The 18,117-nt window shown below is 68.1% G+C and carries 15 protein-coding genes and 2 pseudogenes; 8 read left to right on the top strand and 9 right to left on the bottom strand.

Annotation, left to right across the window (positions count from 1 at the left end; translation table 11 throughout):
- The first annotated feature begins 74 nt into the window (after nucleotides 1-74).
- Complete coding sequence (locus OHS70_RS38060; protein ID WP_328405316.1) at nucleotides 75-359, top strand: hypothetical protein; 285 nt, start codon at nucleotides 75-77, stop codon at nucleotides 357-359.
- Between the two features lie 972 nt (nucleotides 360-1,331).
- Here the strand turns inward: OHS70_RS38060 and OHS70_RS38055 are convergent.
- Nucleotides 1,332-1,751, bottom strand: a complete 420-nt coding sequence (locus OHS70_RS38055; protein WP_328405315.1) for a hypothetical protein — start codon at nucleotides 1,749-1,751, stop codon at nucleotides 1,332-1,334.
- A 464-nt stretch (nucleotides 1,752-2,215) separates the two neighbouring features.
- Between OHS70_RS38055 and OHS70_RS38050 the strand changes: the two genes are divergently transcribed.
- A complete protein-coding gene (locus tag OHS70_RS38050; protein WP_328405313.1) occupies nucleotides 2,216-2,365 on the top strand; it encodes a hypothetical protein in 150 nt (49 codons plus the stop codon).
- A gap of 686 nt (nucleotides 2,366-3,051) precedes the next feature.
- On the opposite strand, the gene OHS70_RS38045 is transcribed toward OHS70_RS38050, so the two are convergent.
- From OHS70_RS38045 to OHS70_RS38035, 3 genes are all read right to left on the bottom strand, one after another.
- Complete coding sequence (locus OHS70_RS38045; RefSeq protein ID WP_328405312.1) at nucleotides 3,052-3,306, bottom strand: hypothetical protein; 255 nt, start codon at nucleotides 3,304-3,306, stop codon at nucleotides 3,052-3,054.
- Nucleotides 3,307-3,799: 493 nt separating this feature from the next.
- Nucleotides 3,800-4,600: a winged helix-turn-helix transcriptional regulator gene (locus tag OHS70_RS38040; RefSeq protein WP_328406179.1), complete on the bottom strand. Its 801-nt coding sequence runs from the start codon at nucleotides 4,598-4,600 to the stop codon at nucleotides 3,800-3,802.
- Nucleotides 4,601-5,070: 470 nt separating this feature from the next.
- Nucleotides 5,071-5,685, bottom strand: coding sequence for an RNA polymerase sigma factor (locus OHS70_RS38035; protein WP_328405310.1), 615 nt, complete (start codon nucleotides 5,683-5,685; stop codon nucleotides 5,071-5,073).
- 638 nt (nucleotides 5,686-6,323) lie between these two features.
- On the opposite strand from OHS70_RS38035, the gene OHS70_RS38030 reads away from it, so the two are divergent.
- Together OHS70_RS38030 and OHS70_RS38025 are read left to right on the top strand one after the other, a co-directional pair.
- Nucleotides 6,324-6,779, top strand: coding sequence for a transposase (locus OHS70_RS38030; protein WP_443062714.1), 456 nt, complete (start codon nucleotides 6,324-6,326; stop codon nucleotides 6,777-6,779).
- 197 nt (nucleotides 6,780-6,976) lie between these two features.
- A pseudogene (locus tag OHS70_RS38025) lies at nucleotides 6,977-7,174 on the top strand (oxidoreductase); the annotation flags it as partial.
- A 169-nt stretch (nucleotides 7,175-7,343) separates the two neighbouring features.
- Here OHS70_RS38025 and OHS70_RS38020 read toward each other — a convergent pair.
- The gene (locus tag OHS70_RS38020; protein WP_328405308.1) at nucleotides 7,344-7,829 is read right to left on the bottom strand and encodes a hypothetical protein; all 486 of its coding nucleotides are present in this window, start codon (nucleotides 7,827-7,829) and stop codon (nucleotides 7,344-7,346) included.
- 96 nt (nucleotides 7,830-7,925) lie between these two features.
- On the opposite strand from OHS70_RS38020, the pseudogene OHS70_RS38015 reads away from it, so the two are divergent.
- Both OHS70_RS38015 and OHS70_RS38010 read left to right on the top strand, forming a co-directional pair.
- Nucleotides 7,926-8,674, top strand: a pseudogene (locus OHS70_RS38015) (S1 family peptidase); the annotation flags it as partial.
- A 340-nt stretch (nucleotides 8,675-9,014) separates the two neighbouring features.
- Nucleotides 9,015-10,826: a hypothetical protein gene (locus tag OHS70_RS38010; protein WP_328405306.1), complete on the top strand. Its 1,812-nt coding sequence runs from the start codon at nucleotides 9,015-9,017 to the stop codon at nucleotides 10,824-10,826.
- A 190-nt stretch (nucleotides 10,827-11,016) separates the two neighbouring features.
- Here OHS70_RS38010 and OHS70_RS38005 read toward each other — a convergent pair whose 3' ends face one another.
- The 3 genes from OHS70_RS38005 to OHS70_RS37995 form a co-directional block, all read right to left on the bottom strand.
- Nucleotides 11,017-11,223 carry a DUF6980 family protein gene (locus OHS70_RS38005; protein ID WP_443062782.1) on the bottom strand — a complete coding sequence of 69 codons (207 nt, stop codon included), beginning with the start codon at nucleotides 11,221-11,223 and terminating at the stop codon, nucleotides 11,017-11,019.
- Nucleotides 11,224-11,562: 339 nt separating this feature from the next.
- On the bottom strand, nucleotides 11,563-12,414 hold the full coding sequence (locus OHS70_RS38000) for a helix-turn-helix domain-containing protein (protein WP_328405301.1): 852 nt from the start codon (nucleotides 12,412-12,414) through the stop codon (nucleotides 11,563-11,565).
- Nucleotides 12,415-12,425: 11 nt separating this feature from the next.
- Nucleotides 12,426-13,178: a DUF6879 family protein gene (locus OHS70_RS37995; protein ID WP_328405299.1), complete on the bottom strand. Its 753-nt coding sequence runs from the start codon at nucleotides 13,176-13,178 to the stop codon at nucleotides 12,426-12,428.
- A gap of 2,141 nt (nucleotides 13,179-15,319) precedes the next feature.
- Here OHS70_RS37995 and OHS70_RS37990 point away from each other — a divergent pair.
- A complete protein-coding gene (locus OHS70_RS37990) occupies nucleotides 15,320-15,886 on the top strand; it encodes a hypothetical protein (RefSeq protein ID WP_328392304.1) in 567 nt (188 codons plus the stop codon).
- Here the strand turns inward: OHS70_RS37990 and OHS70_RS37985 are convergent.
- A complete protein-coding gene (locus OHS70_RS37985) occupies nucleotides 15,804-16,634 on the bottom strand; it encodes an IS5 family transposase (RefSeq protein WP_328401068.1) in 831 nt (276 codons plus the stop codon). The two genes, OHS70_RS37990 and OHS70_RS37985, sit on opposite strands and share 83 nt — an antisense overlap.
- Before the next feature lie 916 nt (nucleotides 16,635-17,550).
- Between OHS70_RS37985 and OHS70_RS37980 the strand changes: the two genes are divergently transcribed.
- Nucleotides 17,551-17,874 carry a hypothetical protein gene (locus tag OHS70_RS37980; protein WP_328405297.1) on the top strand — a complete coding sequence of 108 codons (324 nt, stop codon included), beginning with the start codon at nucleotides 17,551-17,553 and terminating at the stop codon, nucleotides 17,872-17,874.
- The last annotated feature ends 243 nt before the right edge of the window (nucleotides 17,875-18,117 follow it).

Here is an 18,117-nt window from a genome sequence, read left to right as displayed (position 1 = left end):
AGCCGCGTCCCCAGCCTAGAAGCGCCGGCACAACAAACGGACGGCCGCCTGATCTTGCCCCAAAACCTGACTCCATGGCCGTACTTGTCCGCGCAATGACGCCCGATGCCACAATCGGGCCGTTCGCCACACCCCCAGGCCCCAGGACCGAGCGTCACGGGCGCTGCCGTCGGCAGCCGTACGCCCGGCACCTGGAGCACGCGCACGGCGTGCACCGGTTCGAGCTGGAGTGTGGCTGGCACATCATCGGGAAGTGGACGAAGGACGTCACGGCGGCCGAGGCCGCTGTTCTCGTACGAGCCTTCGTCGACAAGGCCCTCGCCGCGGAAGGAGCTCCAGCGGAACCTGATGCTGGATGACCCAGGAGATGTCTCGGCGTCGCCCGCTCCGGTCCTGCCCCGGGCGCGGCCAGCCCGCCCGGGGGGCGGAGTTCGCCGGACAGGGCTGCGGATACAGTCGCGGGGGGCGTCCGGAGTGGGATCGACGGATCGCCTCCAGGTCCTCGCCGAAGCGGGCACGGCTCAGGTCCGCCGACACCTGGGCAAAGGCCGAACCACGCTCACCACACGCCCTGCCCGCGTCGCGAACATGCAGGCCCCACCGTCCGTGATCACCTGACGCGACGCCAGACGCTCATGGAAGACGCCCAGGTCACCTGCCGCACCATGCGGGCCACCGACAGAATGCTGTGACCAGCCATTTCACTCCGCCTCGTAGATGAGGATCCCGTGACTGTGTCCGGACAGTCCCTGAAGCTGCGTCACATGGTCCCGGTCGTGACACCGTGCCTTGCGCTGGGCGGCATGCCGTTGCCTGCCGCGCGAGGATCGACACTGAGCACTGCTCGGCGGAGTCTGACGGCCCCGGGGGGAAGAGCGATGACGGGTGGCATTCAGCTGTCGGAATTGATCGGACCGTTCGCCTGCTCACCGACTCGGACACTCTCACCGCGATCGGAGAACCGACGAAATGCGCTTCGTGAGGTGACGGAATGGCCTGGAGCGGGTCAGCGGGCCGGGGCCGCAGCCACCCCGACGACGCCCGCCTCGCGGCCGGTTCCCGGTTTGGGAACGCGTCAATTGCATCGGCCACCCCGCAGCACCTTCGCGCCGTGGCGATCTCGATGCGCGAACGCCCGGCATGGGAAGTCCCGCGAGGGAATTCACTTGAGGGCCATAAAGAGTAGCCGCTATTTCTGCGGGAGGGCGTCTCGATGCGGTGGGTCACCGATTTCAGGATGGAGGCCGATACTCTACGCCGGAACCCCGGCCCGATTCCGGCGGGCCGGGGCCCAGGCCACGCACAGGCGTGCCTGTCGCTGTTCTCTCGCGTCAGTTGCCCTCGTCGACCACCCGGAAGCTGCCCACGGTCCCCGCCGGCAGGTTGAGGAGGCCTCGAACGAAGACAGGTTCAGTGGTGACCGTGGTGCTGGTACGGGGTCCGACGCGGGCAGCAGCGGCCCCACTGTCGCAGGTGAACCCGTTGAAGAACTCGACGGTTCTCCTGGTGTCGTTGCGGATGTTGAAGCCGAGTCTGAGGGTGAAGTCGGTGTTGAAGACGGTGATGCAGGCCCCTGGGTTGGCCGAGTAGGTCCGCTCGTTGACCTGGATCTGGCCGTAGTCCCTCGCGTAGCCGTACTGGTCGCCCCCGCCGCGGCTGCCTGTGGCAGCGGCAGGGACGTAAGTCATGCCGGTGACGGCCGCGGCCGCTGCGCCAACAGTAGTGATGATGGCAACGGTACGTTTACGCATTCCATCTCTCCTTCTCTAGAGATGTCGGCTGAGCGGCCGACCGAGAATGAACGTACTGGCGCCACTTTCTGTTGTCATCTCGGGAATCTCTCATGGTGTAACGGAAGGACTCCAAGCGGGCCTACATGTTCGGATCGATACCCCTGGCGTCATATCAAGTGGCCTTAATACAATGTAACTTGACAGCGGATTGAGCCGTCTCAGCGAGAGAATCTGATATCCATCACCCTGTCAGTTGCGTGTCGCTGATTGACACAACACTTGACGACCTTTCAGCCACTCGGCGACTGCCGCCATGCTTCGCCCCGCACGTCAATGTCAGGCTCGCCCCCGGTGCACCAGCAGATACCGCCGGAACAGCAGCCGACGCAGGGTCGAGCCCGGCAGGAGGCGGGTGGTTCCGGCAGGGATCCGTCCGTACAGGTCCCGGTCCGGACCGCCCCCGCCGATCCCGCCAGGTACCCATGGCGACCGGCGCCGTCATGAGCGGAGCGGGCAGCGAACCTCTGATCGCCCTGGCCGGTGGAGAGCAGGCTCTCGGACGGGGAGCCGTCGCCGCGCCGCTCGCGCTCGACCGGCTCGGCTGCCGGATCGTGCAACCGGTCGGAGCCTGATCCCATCCGAGTCGGCGGACGATCGCGGTGTTCGCGTACATGCAGCATCGAGCCGCACAGCAGGAGCCGGACACCGTCGCACGGCTCCTCCTGGGGGCAGGGTCCGCCTTCCAGGAATGCCGGCGAATACTCCCCGGTCGTGCAGTCCGGGGTCGCTCAGGGCCGCCCCGTACCGGAACCATCCCTTGAACTCCAGCCAGGCATCCGTCCCCAACTCGTCGCAGAATCCGGGGACTCGGTGTGGGCCCAGCATGCTCCCCTCAGGTGGGCCAGTACCTGCTCCAGCCGCTCTGCCTCGGTCGGCAACGACGCTGCGCCTTCCCCGATGGCGAAGCGGGAGCCCGGGCCGAGGCCGTTAGCCTCCACTTCGACGGACCGCTGCGTGAAGCCGGCTCGTGGGGTTCCGCAGAAGTCATCGAGTCCGGCTGTCGAAAGGTACTGCAGTTCTCTCACGCGCATCCCCCGGCTCAAGGTTCCCCCACACCTGTGTACCTCTTTCGGCCGATCGGATCGGTTCACCAGGGGCTCGCCGTAGGAGCAGAAGCTCTCCTGCGGTCCGGAACAGCGCGCCGTGGCGACCGGTACGGATCACGTCACCTCCGCACCAGCACGTGACGGGACGTCCCTCGGGTCTGCGGAGCGGACACCTGCCCGGCACCGGCACCGTCCGGACCCTTCCCAGGAACTCAGGCCGCCACGGCTGTCGGAGTTCCGAAGACTTCCTCGAAGGCATGGGCCTGGTGCGTGTCGACCAGGACCCAGGCACCGCTGTGGTGGCGCCTGGCGTGGGAGGTGTAGTGGTGAACTTCGGAGGGGGTGAGGACTTTGAGGTCGCCGAAGACGTAGTACAGCGGGGTCGGTGCGTGGGCGGCGGTGAAGAGCAGGCCGGCGCGCAGGGTGGCAGTGCGGATTGCGTACCGGTCGGAGTGGGTGGACGGCATGCGGTGAATCTTCACCAGCCCGGCGTGAGAGTCCTCACGCGGGGGCAGCGGCGCCGGATGCGGCTACAGCAACAACATCCGGACGCGGCCCCGAGCCGTGTCGCCCTGCCAGCAACGGGAGTTGCCGTGAATGGTCCCCTCCTGGGCCAGCGTGCCGCCGTCATCTTCCTCCTCGGCATCCTCGCCGCCCTCGCCGCCGGCGGTCTCACCGCCGCCAAAGCGGCACCCTCGCCGACGCCACCCTCATCGGCGGCGCCGCCTTCGCCGCTGCCGTCACCTTCTTCCACACCATCATCGAATGACCCGCCCACGCCTCAGGCCGAGTCAGCACCATCACGACTGACCACAGAGTGCGAGCCGGGCCGCAGGCAGCGGCCCGGCACACGCAGTGTCTACCGCCTCTCGCAGACAGCCGGCGGTCGCAACCCCTGGAGCTGGTGCTTCGCCGGGAGTGGTTCCCCTCGGGAACCCGCCCGGCGACGGCAGCGGGGGGTCACCACACGGGAGTGTCCAGGCGCCTCTCAGCATTCATGAGGGACTCGGCATTCAGGCAGACACCGCGTTCGGTGGGGGGGTTGGTCACATCCCTCTCGGCAGCCTGCCTGCTGCTCTCGCTCTCTGGAATGATGAGGCGGTATCCCACGTTTCGTACGGTTTGGATGAGCGACTCGTGCTCCGGGCCGAGTTTGGCGCGCAGCCGCCGCACATGGACGTCGACCGTGCGCATATCACCGAAGTAGTCGTAGCCCCACACCTCCTGCAGCAGCTGCGCCCGGGTGAAGACCCGGCCGGGGTGCTGCGCGAGGTACGTCAGCAGCTCGAACTCCTTGAACGTCAGGTCCAGGACCCGGCCCTTGAGCTTGGCGCTGTATGTAGCCTCGTCGATCGAGAGCTCACTGAAGGTGCTCGGTTCACCGGTCGGCTTCGTGGCGGGGCCTGGGCTGCGGGGGGTGCGGACCCTCGCCAGCCGTAGACGCGCTTCGACCTCGGCCGGGCCTGCAGTGTCGAGCAGGACGTCGTCGATGCCCCAGTCCGCGGTGACGGCGGCGAGGCATCCCTCGTTGACCACGAGGAGTATCGGGCAGCGGGGTCGGGCGGCGCCCAGCCGCTGGCTCAGCGAGCGCACCTTCGGCAGATCACGCCGGCCGTCGATCAGGACGACGTCGGCACCGGGGGTGTGCGTGAGTTCGGTCTCGTCGGCAGACGTCACCCGCACGGTGTGCAGGAGCAGGCCGAGCGCGGGGAACACCTCCGTCGAAGGCTGGAGGGCATTGGTCAGCAGGAGCAGGTTCAGGTGTGCAGTGACAGTCTGCGGCCGAACAGGTTGCGCTGCCCGCCTGCCAGCTTGCGGCGGTTCGGATTGTGCGCGCTCGCCCTGCCCGCCGGGCACGTCGTCGTCATGGTCCAGGTGGGCGATCGTGCCCGGCAGGTGGTCGGTGGGCGGGTGGTGCATGACGCGGTCCGCAGCCGATCCGGCGGGAAGGGCCGTACGCAGAAGGAGGCCGTCCAGATCCTGCTCGGCTCCGACAACCTGGCAATGCGCTGCGACCTGCAGCCAGAAGGCGGCTGATTCGTACTCTCCTTCCTCAAGCTGCTCCCTGCCCCACCGATACACCTGCTGGTGGTCCAGGGTGCGCTCTGCCTGCTCCAGTAGCTCGCGGCGTTTGGAACCGTTCAGGTCGCGCAGCCGGTCCATCACCGCGTCGAAGCCCGCCGACAGCTGCTCCGAGCTCTTCGTGAAACGCGCGTCGCGCTCGTGATGGCTCACTTCCGCACCTCCTGCGGCTGTGTCGGGACGGGCACCTGATAAGCAGTCATGCCTGGTGACATGCGCAGTTTCTCGAGAGCGGTTTTCAGAATCCTCTTGACGTTGTCGACTCCGGTGCCCATCAACTGCGCGCACACAGCAACCGTCAGCCCCTCGAGATGATGAAGTTGCAGTGCTCTGCGCTCTCGTGCGTTCAAGTCCGCCAAGGCGCGATGTAAGTCCAGGCGCAGGTCGACGACGCTGAAGGCGTCTCGATGGGCTGCCAGCGCACAGACAACGAGGTCCATGTCGCCTCCCTCCGCCGACAACCTGCGGCCTTGGGCGCGAAGATGGTCCACGGCCCGCCGCTGCGCAATCGTGTACAGAGCCGCCGTGGGGGCCGGGTGATCGGGGTGAGCGGGCCACCAGACGAAGAAATCCAGGAATGCCTGGCTCCTCACCTCCGCGGCATCGGCCTCTCCTATGCGACGAGCGAGAAACCTGTACAACCGCTCGCTCTCACCGAAGTAGAGGTCCCGCAACATGCCTTCGGTGATGACGCCTGGGTGGTCGTCCTCATCCGCTGCAGCCGGGTTCGCGTCCTGGCCGGGCAGGGGGTGTACCACGCTCATCGGCGCCGCCCGGCAGGCGGCGTCCCGCGTCGTGCGCCCTCCGCCCCCTTCACCTCGTGCCTCACCGGCAACGCGCCGCCGGTCGCACCACCGCTTTCTACACACCACTCGCCCGCCTGGCCCTGCTGGCGCAGCCGCACCGGACCACGGGCGGCCGCCGCAGCATTCACCGCCCGCTCCATCATCAGCCGATGCTCGCGAGCGAGCCGCACCCGCGCCCACACACGTGCCCACACGGACAGCAGGACCACCACCGCGGCCGCCACCTCTCCAGGCCCCGCCGAACCCAGCACCCGCCCTCACCGCCCCATCTCGCTCTCCAGCACGTTCATCCCTACATCCGTTCAGGACGGCGATTCGGGTACAACCGAGCCTGAAAAATTTTCACTGTTCGCCGCGCCGGGCCGGTCGCGTTCACGGAGAACCAGGCGGCGCAGGTTGTCCTGTGCATACCGAGGGCCAGGCCGGGGCCGAACTCCGCCGAGGACTGCCAGGAGCTGGGTGGAGTCGGTGTCTGTGCAGCTCAGCACATCCAGAAGCTTCTCTCTTCCGGTCAGAGCGAGTCGCTGACCGCGCTGGACAAGCACTGGTCGAAGGTGCAGGGCAAGCACTAGGATCTGGCGAAGGCCGCCCGGCTGGTGGCGGGTGCGCTCGACCGGGTCGCGGACATCATCGTCGCCCGGAAGATCACCTCATGGATCATGCGGCCCCGCGAGACCCTCACCGAGAGCCAGGACAAGCGGCTGCTGGAGGTCCGGCTCGCCTGCCCGGACATCACCCGTGCCTGTGACCTGGCCCGAGCCTTCGCCGATCTCGTCCGTCACCTGCGCGGACACCTGCTGCTGGAGTGGATCCGCCAGGCCGAACAGGACGCCCCGAAGCCGATGCAGGGCTTCGCCAGCTTCCTCCGCCAGGACCTCGACGCCGTCACCGCCGGCCTCACTCTGTCGTGGAGTTCCGGCGTCGTCGAAGGCCACGTGAACCGGGTGAAAACACTCAAGCGAGCCATGTATGGCCGGGCCTCGTTCGAACTCCTCCCCACTCGCATCCTCACCCAGCCGTCGATGCTCCTTCAGCAGGCCTCTTGGTGGTGAGGAAGGTTGAGCTGTTCATGCAGGAGAGCCGCCGCCTGGAGGTCATTGGTGACCATCACCTGAGCCAACCTGCCTGCGACTGCGACCACGTTGCTCCATCCTGGAGCATCTAGATAGACCTCGTCCGGAGCACCGCGACCTACCGCTTCCTGCACGGCCGAGCAACCCTCACCCAGCTCCTTCATGAGCGCGACTTCCAGGCGGAGAAGGCACCGCCCTTCAACGCCGTCTTCTACACCCTCGACCTGCTCGTCCCGATTACCGCCTTCGGACAGGAAGCTGCCTTCGCACCACGAGACACTGGGCAATGGCTCGCCTACGCGCTGACCGCTGCCGGATGGATCCTGGCCACGACCGTCGCCGCCGGCATCTCACGTGCAATCAGCCGCCAGTAGCGAACCAGACGGCCCGCGAAGTGACTTCGGCATTCACGGAACTGCGGACAGAACCCCGAATCTCCCCACCCTGCGCTCAGGCGTTCGCCAGACCTGCTCGGATTACTTCCCCACGTAGCGGAGCGTTTCGCGCCTGGCTGCAGCCTCCCGGACCTACTGCGGCAGGCAGTCACATAAGGGGCGGTTCAGCCAGCAGTACGACGCGATCGGCTTCAACCTCGAATCCGAGCACTGGATGGCCGTAATCGCCCTCTGGATCCATCAGTACCGGCTTGCCCAGCCGTCGACCGATGTCGCGCAGGAAACGGCAGGAGACGTCGAGTTGCTCCTGGCCCTGAAGCTCTCGCAGGTCCACATCGAAGTCGATCTCCTCGGCTGCATGGAAGCGGAAGATCGCCAGTACATCGGTTGACGGCCAGACCCGCAGCTCGGGGCACTCGGCGTCGGCTGGACGGGAGAGCACTGTCTGCGCTGGGGGCACTGGCAGCACGATCTCGCCCTCGGAGTACTGGTACTTCCAGCCGCGTTCAGCGACAAGGTCGAGGAGTGCCTGCCAGTCCTCGAGTGAGGCATCCGGGACACGCGCGTCGGGAAGCGCACCCATCAGGTCAGAGTCGAAGAAGTACGCAACGTCAGCCCACAGCAGATCAGACACCCCGCCATGCTGCCCGGCAGCCGATCGCGACGCAGCCCGATTTCCTTGACGGGCCGCATTGGGGCTCGTACTCGCGGCATGGGGCAAACCCGCTGCATCGACGAGCTGTCGGCGCCTCGCGGCCTGAGCAGTTGGCACGTGGAGCCGGAACTCAACCGCGTCGTGGTGAGCGTGGTCTCCGCCTACCGGAAAGACAACGATGTCCGCGCCTTCGTCGCCCGCGCCCTCAAGGCCGGTCCGGTGACCGTCGAGGAGATCGCCGAAGCGCCGCGTACCACGGCGGCGGGCACCGTCGGCGGCGACCCGTATTACACGGGCAACGTCCGGTGCTCCATCGGCTTCTCCGTCCACGGGGGCTTCGTCACCGCCGGGCACTGCGGCCGGACGGGCGCCTTCGTGACCGGCTGGGACCGCTCGTACATCGGCAACTTCCAGGGATCGACGTTCCGGGCAACGACTACGCCTGGGTGAACGTCGGCAGCGGCTGGTGGACCGTACCCGTGGTGCTGGGCTGGGGCACGGTCCCCGACCAGCTGGTCCGCGGGTCCAACGAGGCGCCGGTCGGGGCGTCCGTCTGCCGTTCCGGTTCGACCACGCACTGGCACTGCGGCACCATCCAGGCCAAGAACATCACGGTGAACTACAGCCAGGGCGCGGTGTACGCGATGACGCAGACCAGCGTCTACGTCGAAGGCGGGGACTCGGGCGGCTCCTGCATCAGCGGTGACCAGGCACAGGGGATCACCTCGGGAGGCTCGGGCAACTGCACCAGCGGCGGCCGGTCGTTCTGCCAGCCGATCAACCCGGTGCTGAACCGCTACGGACTCGGGCTCCACACAGCTTGAACCGCCACTCCCCCAGTCCCATGGCGGGGCCGGAAGCAGGCGACGGGCGCCACCACCGTGGGGCACGTCGCGAGGTTCCCGGCCCCGCACGCAGGTTCCCATGCTGCTGATCAGGACGTCGTGCCGCCGGGTGGGCCCTGGGCCGTTCCCCGTTGTGATCAACGTGGCGCCGGCTCACCGCTGTCGCGCAACCGGCGCCCCGGTCACGGCGGCAACTCGGCTGCGCGGGCCCGCACCCGGTCGCGGTCGTACCGTCCGCCCGGCCGCGAGAACCCGCCTACGAGTGCCCGTGTCAGAGCGCTCCGCTAGGGTGCTCGCCATCGATACGACACACGAACTCATGTTCCTCTCGCTGCGCGGCATGCTGCTCCCTGGCGGCGACGAGCGACCTGCTGACGCCGCGACCGCGCGGCAGGAGATGGACGCCTTTTTCGGAAGGCCGGACGCTGCAGACGGCGCACCCTTCGGGGAGCTCGCCCTGATGCAGCTGCACCTGATTCTCTCGTTGTGGCGTCGCGCGGACGGGCCCGGAGCGCTGGAAGCCCTCACCGTCGTCGCCGGTGTCCGCGAGGAGATGGCCGCCTCGCGGGGGCCGTACGCGACGGCGGTGTGCGTTCTCCAGGAATTGGTGGAACGGCTCACGCCGGACGATCCCGACGGCCGGGCCCCGCAGCCCCGCGACAGAGCGGCCCGCCACTGGGTCAAACTGCTACAGGCTCCTGACGGGCCGTCACGGCTCGTACGCACTCTGGGCGACCGACTCGCGGAGCTGGTGCCCGTCCTCTCCACGCAGGACAGTGAGGACGAGGCGGTACTCGCCGCAGAAGCGGTCGTGCTGCTGCGGCGACCGCTGACCGTCCAGGCGCGAGACGACGTACACGAACTACGCGCCCTGCGGGAGGCGTTGCTGGCCTACGAGAGCGCCTTCGAAGCCGCCGGCTGCTACGGCGCGGCGTCGGCAGCGCGGAAGGACGCGGGCTTCGTCGAGCCCGGCCGGGACCTTGTGCCCCGTGAGGCATGTCGAGGGCTGTGGGCCCGGGCCCGGCTGCTCGGCCTTCTGGACCGGCCTGCCGAAGCCACCGGCGCGTATGCCGGCATCGTCGCGGCCCACCGGAGGCAGGCGGCCGGAGAGGACCGGGAGCAGAGCCCCTTCGAGATCGCCGGATCCCAGGCCCAGCTCGCCTGGGCCGCGGTGACCGCGGCCCTGGCGCTCTCACCGGGCGAGGGCGCCGAGGCGCGCGCAGCGGCGGAGGAGGCGTTCGGCCGGCTGGAGTCGGTCCCGTACCGCAAACCGCTCACCGCGCTGGTGCGTGCCCTGTACCGGGAGGCGCTGTGGCGGTCCGACGCGCGGTCGGCGGACGGCGCGGAACGCGCCCGGGCAGCGGGCTTCCTGTCCGGCCTCCACGCGCTCATCGCCAGTGACACCACCGTTCCGATGGGCGCCCTGGGCCATGCCCTCGTGCTCCTCCTCACTCGTACGACCGTCAGTGCCCTCCACGGCACGGCCGGCGAGGAGTCCCTGGCCTTCGAGCGGTCGCTGGAGCACCCCTTCCGCCACAAGCTCCTTCTCGAACTCGCCCAGGCAGCCGACTCCGTGGCGGACGGGCAGCCGCCGCGAGAGCAGACCCTCGCCATCGCCGAGGCCGTTGTGGGCGCCCACCGCTGGATCGCCGGAATTCACGGCACATACGGTTTCGGGTACGGCGGCGATGGCGACGACTGCCTGGAAGAACTGCATGGCTCCGACGCGAGTACGCCGTACGACGACCTGAGCGGTTTCGCGCACTGCCTGTCCCGCCTGGCCTCCCGTCTCCACGACAGTCCGGAGCGCCGCGGGGAGGCCGTCGCCCCCATGACGGAGGCCGTCGCCCTGTACCGCGATCTCACCGGGGAGCGCTGGGAGCGGGCATGGCTCAGCGAGGAGTCTTCGCTCCATCAGCTGGCGAGCGGACTCAACAGCCTCGCCTTCTACCTCGATCAGGCACACCGCCCGGAGGAGGGTCTTCCCCATGCCCGCGAGGCGGTCGCCATCGTCGAGTCCAAGGGCCTGCTCCCCGACTACGCGCGCAGCCACGCCATCTATCGCGAAACCCTGAACGACATCCTGGAACACCTGGGCCCGGGGCCGGCCGACGGCGGCCCGTCGCGATGACCGGACGCAGGAGCCGTCAGGTCATCAGAGGCTCTGTTCCCTCAGGCGCAGTTCGATGGTGCAGCGGGGCGGCGGGGCGGCGGGGCGGCGGGCCAGATGGTCGCCGGCATTCCTTCGCCATGAGAGCGCTGTAACGGCAAACCTCGTACCAGGGCGTGTTTCAGAAGTGACCTGAGATGCTGTTGGTTCGTCACTTCTGATGCAGCTCGGAGAGCCAGCGGTCGTCCTGGAATTCGGCAGGAACCTCGTGCTCCCACGGGTCGATCCCGCGGTGCTCCAGCTCGTCGAGCCACCGGCCCCGCTGCGACTCGGGGAGGCGTCGTCCGCACCAGGGGCAGGCGATGATGATGCTCGATGTGCCGCAATGGGCCTCGACACCGCCGCCGCATACGACCACCGCATGCAAAACACATACCTGAACTGAAAGCAATCAGGGTGCCAGCATCCCGGCCGGCTCACCGCAGCAGCCGGGCCCCGCGACGGTGCATCCACCGGCGGCCGGATCCTGGAGACGGTGCCCCACTCTCGATCTGCTCCTGCAGACCGCCCAGGGCCCGGCGCCGGATCGGCCACGGCAAGGCCGATGGTGGCGCTCTGCTCACCGAGGAAGGAGACCAGTGGCCCCGCCGTCGCTCACACGCTGGTGAGACCCGGTGCGCTCAGCCTCGACACAATCGTCGCCCACCGACCTCGTGCCCCCTCATGCACCACGGCGCGGGAGCAGGCACCTTCGTCGCTACCCCGGTCTCACCGAACGGCGGACACGGTTGATCACATTCTGAGCGTCTGCTCCGAATGCCGCTGACTCCTTCAGCGTGTGCCAGACCCGAAGGTACGTGGCCACAGAGTGCGCGTCATCGAGCCACAGTTCCGCGTGCCAGTCCTCGGCAATCACCAGCCGTTCGTCGAGGACCCAGAACCCGTTCGCGGTGGGGATCTTGAGCGACGCGCCGAGAGGGACGATTCCCAGCTCCACGGTGTCCATCCCGGTCACCCCGGTGAGCCGGTCGAGCTGGCTGACGAGCACGGACGGCGGACACACCAGCGCGTGCAGCGCGGCCTCCCACACCAGGGCGTGGAACCTCCGGCCGCCCTGGTAGAGCCATTCCTGCCGCTTCATCCTGGCGCGGACCGCCTCGTCGGTGTCACGCACGCTGCCGTGAAGGTCGGCGTACCGCACAAAGATGTGCCGTGCGTAGTCGGCGGTCTGGAGCATGCCGGGGATGACGGCTTCCTCCCACGCGTAGACGGCCGTGGACCGATCGACCTCCAGGTTCCAGCTGTCCTGCACCGGCCGGTGCCCCGCGGCCAGTTGGCGCCGCCAGGAACGGATGCGGGACTCGAACCCCTTGAGGCGGGCGTCCAGTTCATCGAGGATCTCGGGCCGGCCGACGGCGCCGGCCCAGGCCCGCAGATCTTGCGTGGTTGCGGTCTGCCGTCCGCCTTCCAACTTGTACACCTTGGAGTGCGGCCAGCCCAGCCGCTTGGCGAGCTGTGTACCGGTGAGCCGGCCTCCTGGGGCCGAGAGGCGCAGTCCCCTCAGGCGTGCTCCGAGGGCCTCCCGAGCCTGCTGGTAGTCCGTGCTCACCGGTGCCGGCCCTAGCCCTTCGAGTCGAGTTGCGCCGCGAACCGGTCGTACGGGACGGACGCGTGCACGGCGGCGTCACGCACCTGGCAGAACCACAGCACCTGCGCCGGCTCCGTGATGATCTCGACGTCGTGGAGGACATCCGCTTCGTCGAAGCGGAGCACCGCCACCAACCGACTGTCGAAGATCCAGAAGTCCTCGGCAGGAAGGTGCGCACGCTCGGCGTCCTCGCGCCACAGGTTCCGCACGTCCTCGCCCGTGGCCGCGTTGCACCGCGCATAGCCGAGCAGGAACAACTGCCCCTCGGTGGGCGGGTTGTCGGCGACGCGGACACGGCCCACGTACTTGCCGCCGGACGTCTGCCGGCGGATGTTCGCGCACCACTCGCTGTCGAGGTCGCACGGGGCCGTACCGGTCGTGAGGAACTCCGCGTACGCGGTGTCCTCTCGGTCCGACGCGTAGCCACGTCGGGTCTCCAGGTGCCAGGCCGAGTGCTCGAACGTCTCGAAGAGCCGACCGAACTCCTCCAAGTCGATGATCCTGTGCGCGCGTTCCATCTCTTTGGGGCCGTGGTTGACGAGGAGTTCACGCGGCACGGACACGGCCGCGTCACCGGGGCCGAAGTGCTGGAGCCGGGCGAGGTCGTCGGGATCGGTCAGCGGCGTGCCCTGGACGATGATCTCCCCGGAGTCCAGGTCCTCATGGACCGCAGGGCATCCACCGTTCTTGCTGTCCGTTCCGATGAACCGCAGTCGTCGCGACATGTCGTCTCCCCCTCGGTGTCGGGCTTGTCGCCACCAGCATCACCAGGCCGACGGTCCTGATCCACAGCCTGCACCCTCTCGCACGAGACCACAGGAGAACATTCGGCCAGAAGACAAGAACATTCGAGAACATTGCGTGATGCGCATCAACAGGTCCTCCCTACGGTCCTGGACATGGCGACAGGAAATCGGCTGCCCGCGGCCGTCAACGCGGCGAATCCAGGCTGGTGTCACTGGCACGTGGGCTCGTCGGGGACAGCCATGCTGATTCAGTACGGTGAGCGGTCCTCCGGGCCGCCGGTGGCCTTGTACGCGTGCGCGCCCTGTCGGGAGCAGCGCCGCCTCACCCCGATGAACGAGGCGTCGTGAAACCGGCACCAGTCACGACCCCGGACCCGATGGTCGTCTCTTGCCACTGCCGGGTGCGAAAGCCCGGCACCTGGCACCGCCGCACCGAGGACCCGGGCCGAGGAGGCGAGCACGTCGAACGGGCATCCACGCAAACGTGGCCGAACCGCGGACCGGAGCCGCAATGACCGCGCCCGCCGCCGGGCCGTCGGCCGCAACGACGCCCTGCCGGGAAAAGCCCGTACCCAGCGCGCTGGATCTCGACTGGGAGCAGTACGCCGGCCGCTCGTGCTGCGCCTGCGGCCGCCCCTCACGACCGGCGCGGTGTCACGCGGCCGAGCCCGCGGGCGACAGGGTGCTCACGTGCTGGACGTTGAGGTGTGGTCCTGCCATGAAAGCCGCATGCGCGTCGTCGGCGAGGGCACGCATGCGGTGAAGCGGGTCGTCTGACGGCGAGCAGTCCCGGGCGTGGCCCTGGACAGTGATATCGCCGTCGGAGAGAGCGAACGTGATCAGGCGCTGAAGGGTGCCTGAGTCGCCTTCGAGGCGGGTGATGCCCGATGTGGGCCGCGATCTTCGAAGCTCGCCCCAGCACTCAGGGGCGAGTTCAAACGCATCGTGTGGGTCCTGATCAACGGCGCGTTGAACGCAGGGATGTAGTCCTTGGCCCGGCTCGACTGGACGCAGGCGAGGATGTCGACGGACCGATTGCCGAGCTCGAGTCCGTTGTCGACGTCGCGGGCCTGGAGGTGGGCGGTCCCGACGATGGCGAGCCGCATGCAGCCCCGTCGGCCCGCTGGCCGGTGGGCATCCCGTCACGCTGTCGAAGACCGCAAGCTGCGGGCCGACCAGGCCAAGGACTACACCGACACGATCAAGCAGCCGAGGTCTTCTGAGACGCTGTTGGCGTGATGGACAAGCGCGATGCTCTCGCCGGTCGCTAACTCCTCGTTCAGCCGACGCCGGCATGTGCCGCCACGTAGATGGCATGTCACCGGGACTTCCAGACCTTGACCCAAAGGGTGAAGGAGCCGGTGTTGTCCCTGGAACTCCTGGCTGATCTCGGCCTGGTGCACTGCGAGGAGGGGCGAGTGCGAGCCGGCCGCCCATCCACCGCGATGGTCCGCCTGGTGCGGGACCCCGCACCGCCTCGCGTGCCGAAGGCCGCGCTCTGGTGGTTTACATGTACAACGCCGAGAACTGGCACTGACGACCAGCGATTCCGGCGCCCCGTTCTGGCGGGAAGTTACCGAAGGGCCGTGGCTGGAGCAGCGGCTGGCCACCGTGGAAACCGCCAAGAAGTACGGCCCTTTGGCGAATCTGACCGCGTAGGAGTCGGCCGTGTGCAACCAGCTCTTCATCCGTATGCCCGGATGGTGGAGTGCCGGGGCGTGCCGTCTGGCGGTTGTGCGAGCGGCCGGCGGATGCCCTTGATCTCCTCGTGCCAGCACCCTTCAACTCTCCACCTCCGAGCGAATGCGCCTGGCAGAAATGCTGCTGGGGTGGCCCGCTTCGGCGACGATGCTGAGCAAGGAGTGGTGCGTGACGACAGAGACCATCCCGAGATCAGCGATCGGCAGGTCCGCGTCAGCGTGATCCACCTCGGCCGCCTGCGCTGAGCGATGACTACGCCTTGCCCCTCCTCCCGCTGTGCTGCCGGTTGGGGGGACTTTAGTGCGTTGTGGCAAAGGGAGTCCCTGTTCGATGAGCAGGGGCTTCGTCGTGTGCGGGGCATGATCGCGGAGGGGTAGGGGCAGGCAGCGGACGGCTTGTTGTGGATCGAGGAGGGTGCGATGCCGTCGGTGCTGGGGTTGATGGAACAGCGTGAGGCGCGGGCGAGGCAGGATCTGGAGTCCTGGACGGAGGTCCTGGAGCAGGCTCAGGCGGAGGTGGATGCCGCGCGGGAGCGGGTCGAGCGGGCCCGGGTGGGGCGTGAGGAGCTCGTGTCGGTGCTGGCCGGGGAGGGCGCGGTGAATACGCCGGTTTCCGTGCTGTCCGGTGGTGGGATGGCTGCTGCCGTGGGATCGGGCGGCCCCGGCGCGGGGCATGGCGAGCGGCCGCCGGTGTGGCGGTCGGGCATGGGCGAGGAGGTGCTCAGCGGCCTGTACCGGGAGGTGTTCGCCGCGGTGGTGGCTGCTTCGGGGCCGGTGAACGGGGTGGAGCTGACGCGGGCGGTGGGCCGGGAGGCGGAGATCAAGAACGAGGTGGAGAGGATCCGGCACCGTGCCTACGTGCTGGAGAAGCGGGGCTGGCTGGTGCGGGCGAAGGACGGACGGTTCATGCCCGTGCCCGCAGCAGTCGGGCGGGGCGTTTCTCCGGCCAGCGCGGAGCGTCTGCGGCCAGGCGCCGGGACAGCCTGATCACGGCGGCCCACCACACCATCTGGGTGTGGTGGTCGGGGCGGCGTTCGTGGTCGCGGTTGAGGCGGCGTGAGCGGGCCAGCCAGCTCAGCGTGCGCTCCACGACCCACCTGCGGGCCAGGACGACGAATCCGCGTTGTCCGTCGGAGCGGCGCACGACCTCGGTCCGGACTCCGTGGCGGGCGAACGCCTTGGCCAGCGCCGGACCCTGGTAGGCACTGTCGACCCACACCAGTTTCAGCAGCCGGCCGGGCTGGTCCATGAACGTCTCCAGTAGTGCGGGGGCGGCCTTGGAGTCGTGCACATCGGCCGTGGTCACGGTGACCTCCAGGAGCAGGCCCTCGGTGTCGGTCAGGATGTGACGCTTGCGGCCGTCACGTGACTTGCCGCCGTCGTATCCGCGGCTGTCCTCGCCGACGGTCTCGGAGGCGTCCACCGACTGACTGTCGATGATTCCCGCACTGGGCTCGGCGTTGCGGCCCGAGCGTTCCCTCGCCGAACGTCGCAGGCGTTCGTGCAGTTCACGCACGTAGCCGTAGGACCGCCAGCGGCGGAAGAAGTCGTAGACCGCCCGCCAGTACGGGAAGTCGACCGGCATGGCCGTCCACTTCACGCCGTTGTCGACCAGGTAGCGCACCGCGTCGAGTATCTCGCGGTGGCAGTACGCCTCCGGACGCCCGCCCCGCTTCAGCAGCCAGGCCGGAACCGGCATCGCCGAGCGGACCTCGGCCCACTCCGCATCCGTCATGTCACTGGGATAGCAGCCTGCCCGCAGCCCCGGAGCGATCGAACCGAACCGGTGCACGTAGCAGTCACACGCAGGGGTGACCGCGGTGGACGCAGGCACAGTGGTACTGCTCAACTGATCGGGCAACGGGCTTCCTTGGTCGTGCTGGTGTCGTAACCGCGTCACTACCAAGGGGCCCGTTCTTTCATGCCCGCGACCGCACCCGTACCTCTGTCCAGATGATCACCCGCGCCGCACGCCTCGAACGAAATCCGGTTAGCCACAACGCACTAGTCCAGTGTGCTGATGTCCCCGCATGTTCAGATCGGATGTAGCGCTTCATTCAGCGTGGGTAGGTCAAGCTCGTGACCGGGACTGGGGAATTCTTCAGCCGGTTTGAGCAAGGAGTACGTACATGGGTCCTGACAACAGGACAGGTTCCCGACTGGGACCTCTGCCCCGTCGAGCCAAGTGGACGGCCGGCGGCACGATCGCCTCACTCACGCTGGTCCTGGCGGCCGGGGTAGTCAGTCCTGTCGCGGCCGCGGCTCAGAGCATGGGCGAACGCGTGAGCGCGACAAGCGCCCCGGGTAGTGGAGGCGACAAGTGTCAGGACGGGTCGCGTGGTGACAAGGACAAATGCAGGAAGGGCCCGAAAGGCGCGACGGGTCCGACGGGTGCGCAGGGTGACCCCGGCCCGACGGGTCCGACGGGTCCGACGGGTCCCCCTGGTGACCCCGGTGCGACGGGTCCGACGGGCCCGGCCGGTGCCACTGGCGCCACTGGGCCGACGGGCCCGACCGGTGCCACCGGTGCCACTGGGCCCGCCGCAGAGCCCATCGACGCCGGCGCCAGTATCTTCGCCACCGAGAGCACAACCGTCCCATCGGGAGCGAATACTCAAATCGCCTTCGGTGCGACCAACTACGTCAGCGGCATGACGTTTGATGATGCCTCCGACTCTCTTGTGGTCATCACTCCCGGGCGCTACCTGCTCAAAGGGAGCATTGTGTGGAGCTACACGCCTTCATCGGCAGCGACCCTTCAACTAAGCATCATCGTCAACGACACCGTTGAAATTGCGAACGTTGAGGACGCCGAAGGTTCCGGGACTAAGTCGCAGGACGTGTTCGGGATCCTGGAGCTGAATACCGGGGACGTCATTTCCCTCGAAGCCTTCCAGAACACTGGAGCAAATGCTCAATCGCTGCCCATCGACGACCGTTGGCCTCTGCTGCAGGCGGAGTTGGTCGAGCCGTAGGCAGCGCCACGGCCAGCGAAGTCCCCCTGGCGCGATCTACACCCCCCGCCCGGATCCGTCTCGGGCGGGGCCTGTCCCTCCCGACTCCCCCGTACGGGCCTGGGTCCGCCCCCGTACGGATCAAGCCGGAGAGCCGACGGCGCCGTACATGATCGACTGAGCTCGGCCGGTGTTCGTCCACCGCAGGCCGATCGTCCGGTGCTCAGGAGGAGTCCTCGATGACCCATCAGCATCTTGCCGCCG

It is taken from the genome of Streptomyces sp. NBC_00390, assembly GCF_036057275.1.
Classification (GTDB): Bacteria; Actinomycetota; Actinomycetes; order Streptomycetales; family Streptomycetaceae; genus Streptomyces.
The sequence above is the reverse complement of the archived record's forward strand: the minus strand, read 5'-3'. Positions and strand labels throughout refer to the sequence as shown.

Bases quoted from the DNA above. Each gene is read 5' to 3' on its own strand.
- OHS70_RS38010 (WP_328405306.1), top strand. From the start codon at position 9,015: ATGTTCCTCTCGCTGCGCGGCATGCTGCTCCCTGGCGGCGACGAGCGA.
- OHS70_RS37985 (WP_328401068.1), bottom strand. From the start codon at position 16,634: ATGACGGATGCGGAGTGGGCCGAGGTCCGCTCGGCGATGCCGGTTCCG.
- OHS70_RS37990 (WP_328392304.1), top strand. From the start codon at position 15,320: ATGCCGTCGGTGCTGGGGTTGATGGAACAGCGTGAGGCGCGGGCGAGG.
- OHS70_RS38060 (WP_328405316.1), top strand. From the start codon at position 75: ATGGCCGTACTTGTCCGCGCAATGACGCCCGATGCCACAATCGGGCCG.
- OHS70_RS37995 (WP_328405299.1), bottom strand. From the start codon at position 13,178: ATGTCGCGACGACTGCGGTTCATCGGAACGGACAGCAAGAACGGTGGA.
- OHS70_RS38035 (WP_328405310.1), bottom strand. From the start codon at position 5,685: ATGAGCGTGGTACACCCCCTGCCCGGCCAGGACGCGAACCCGGCTGCA.
- OHS70_RS38050 (WP_328405313.1), top strand. From the start codon at position 2,216: ATGGCGACCGGCGCCGTCATGAGCGGAGCGGGCAGCGAACCTCTGATC.
- OHS70_RS37980 (WP_328405297.1), top strand. From the start codon at position 17,551: ATGACGTTTGATGATGCCTCCGACTCTCTTGTGGTCATCACTCCCGGG.
- OHS70_RS38055 (WP_328405315.1), bottom strand. From the start codon at position 1,751: ATGCGTAAACGTACCGTTGCCATCATCACTACTGTTGGCGCAGCGGCC.
- OHS70_RS38045 (WP_328405312.1), bottom strand. From the start codon at position 3,306: ATGCCGTCCACCCACTCCGACCGGTACGCAATCCGCACTGCCACCCTG.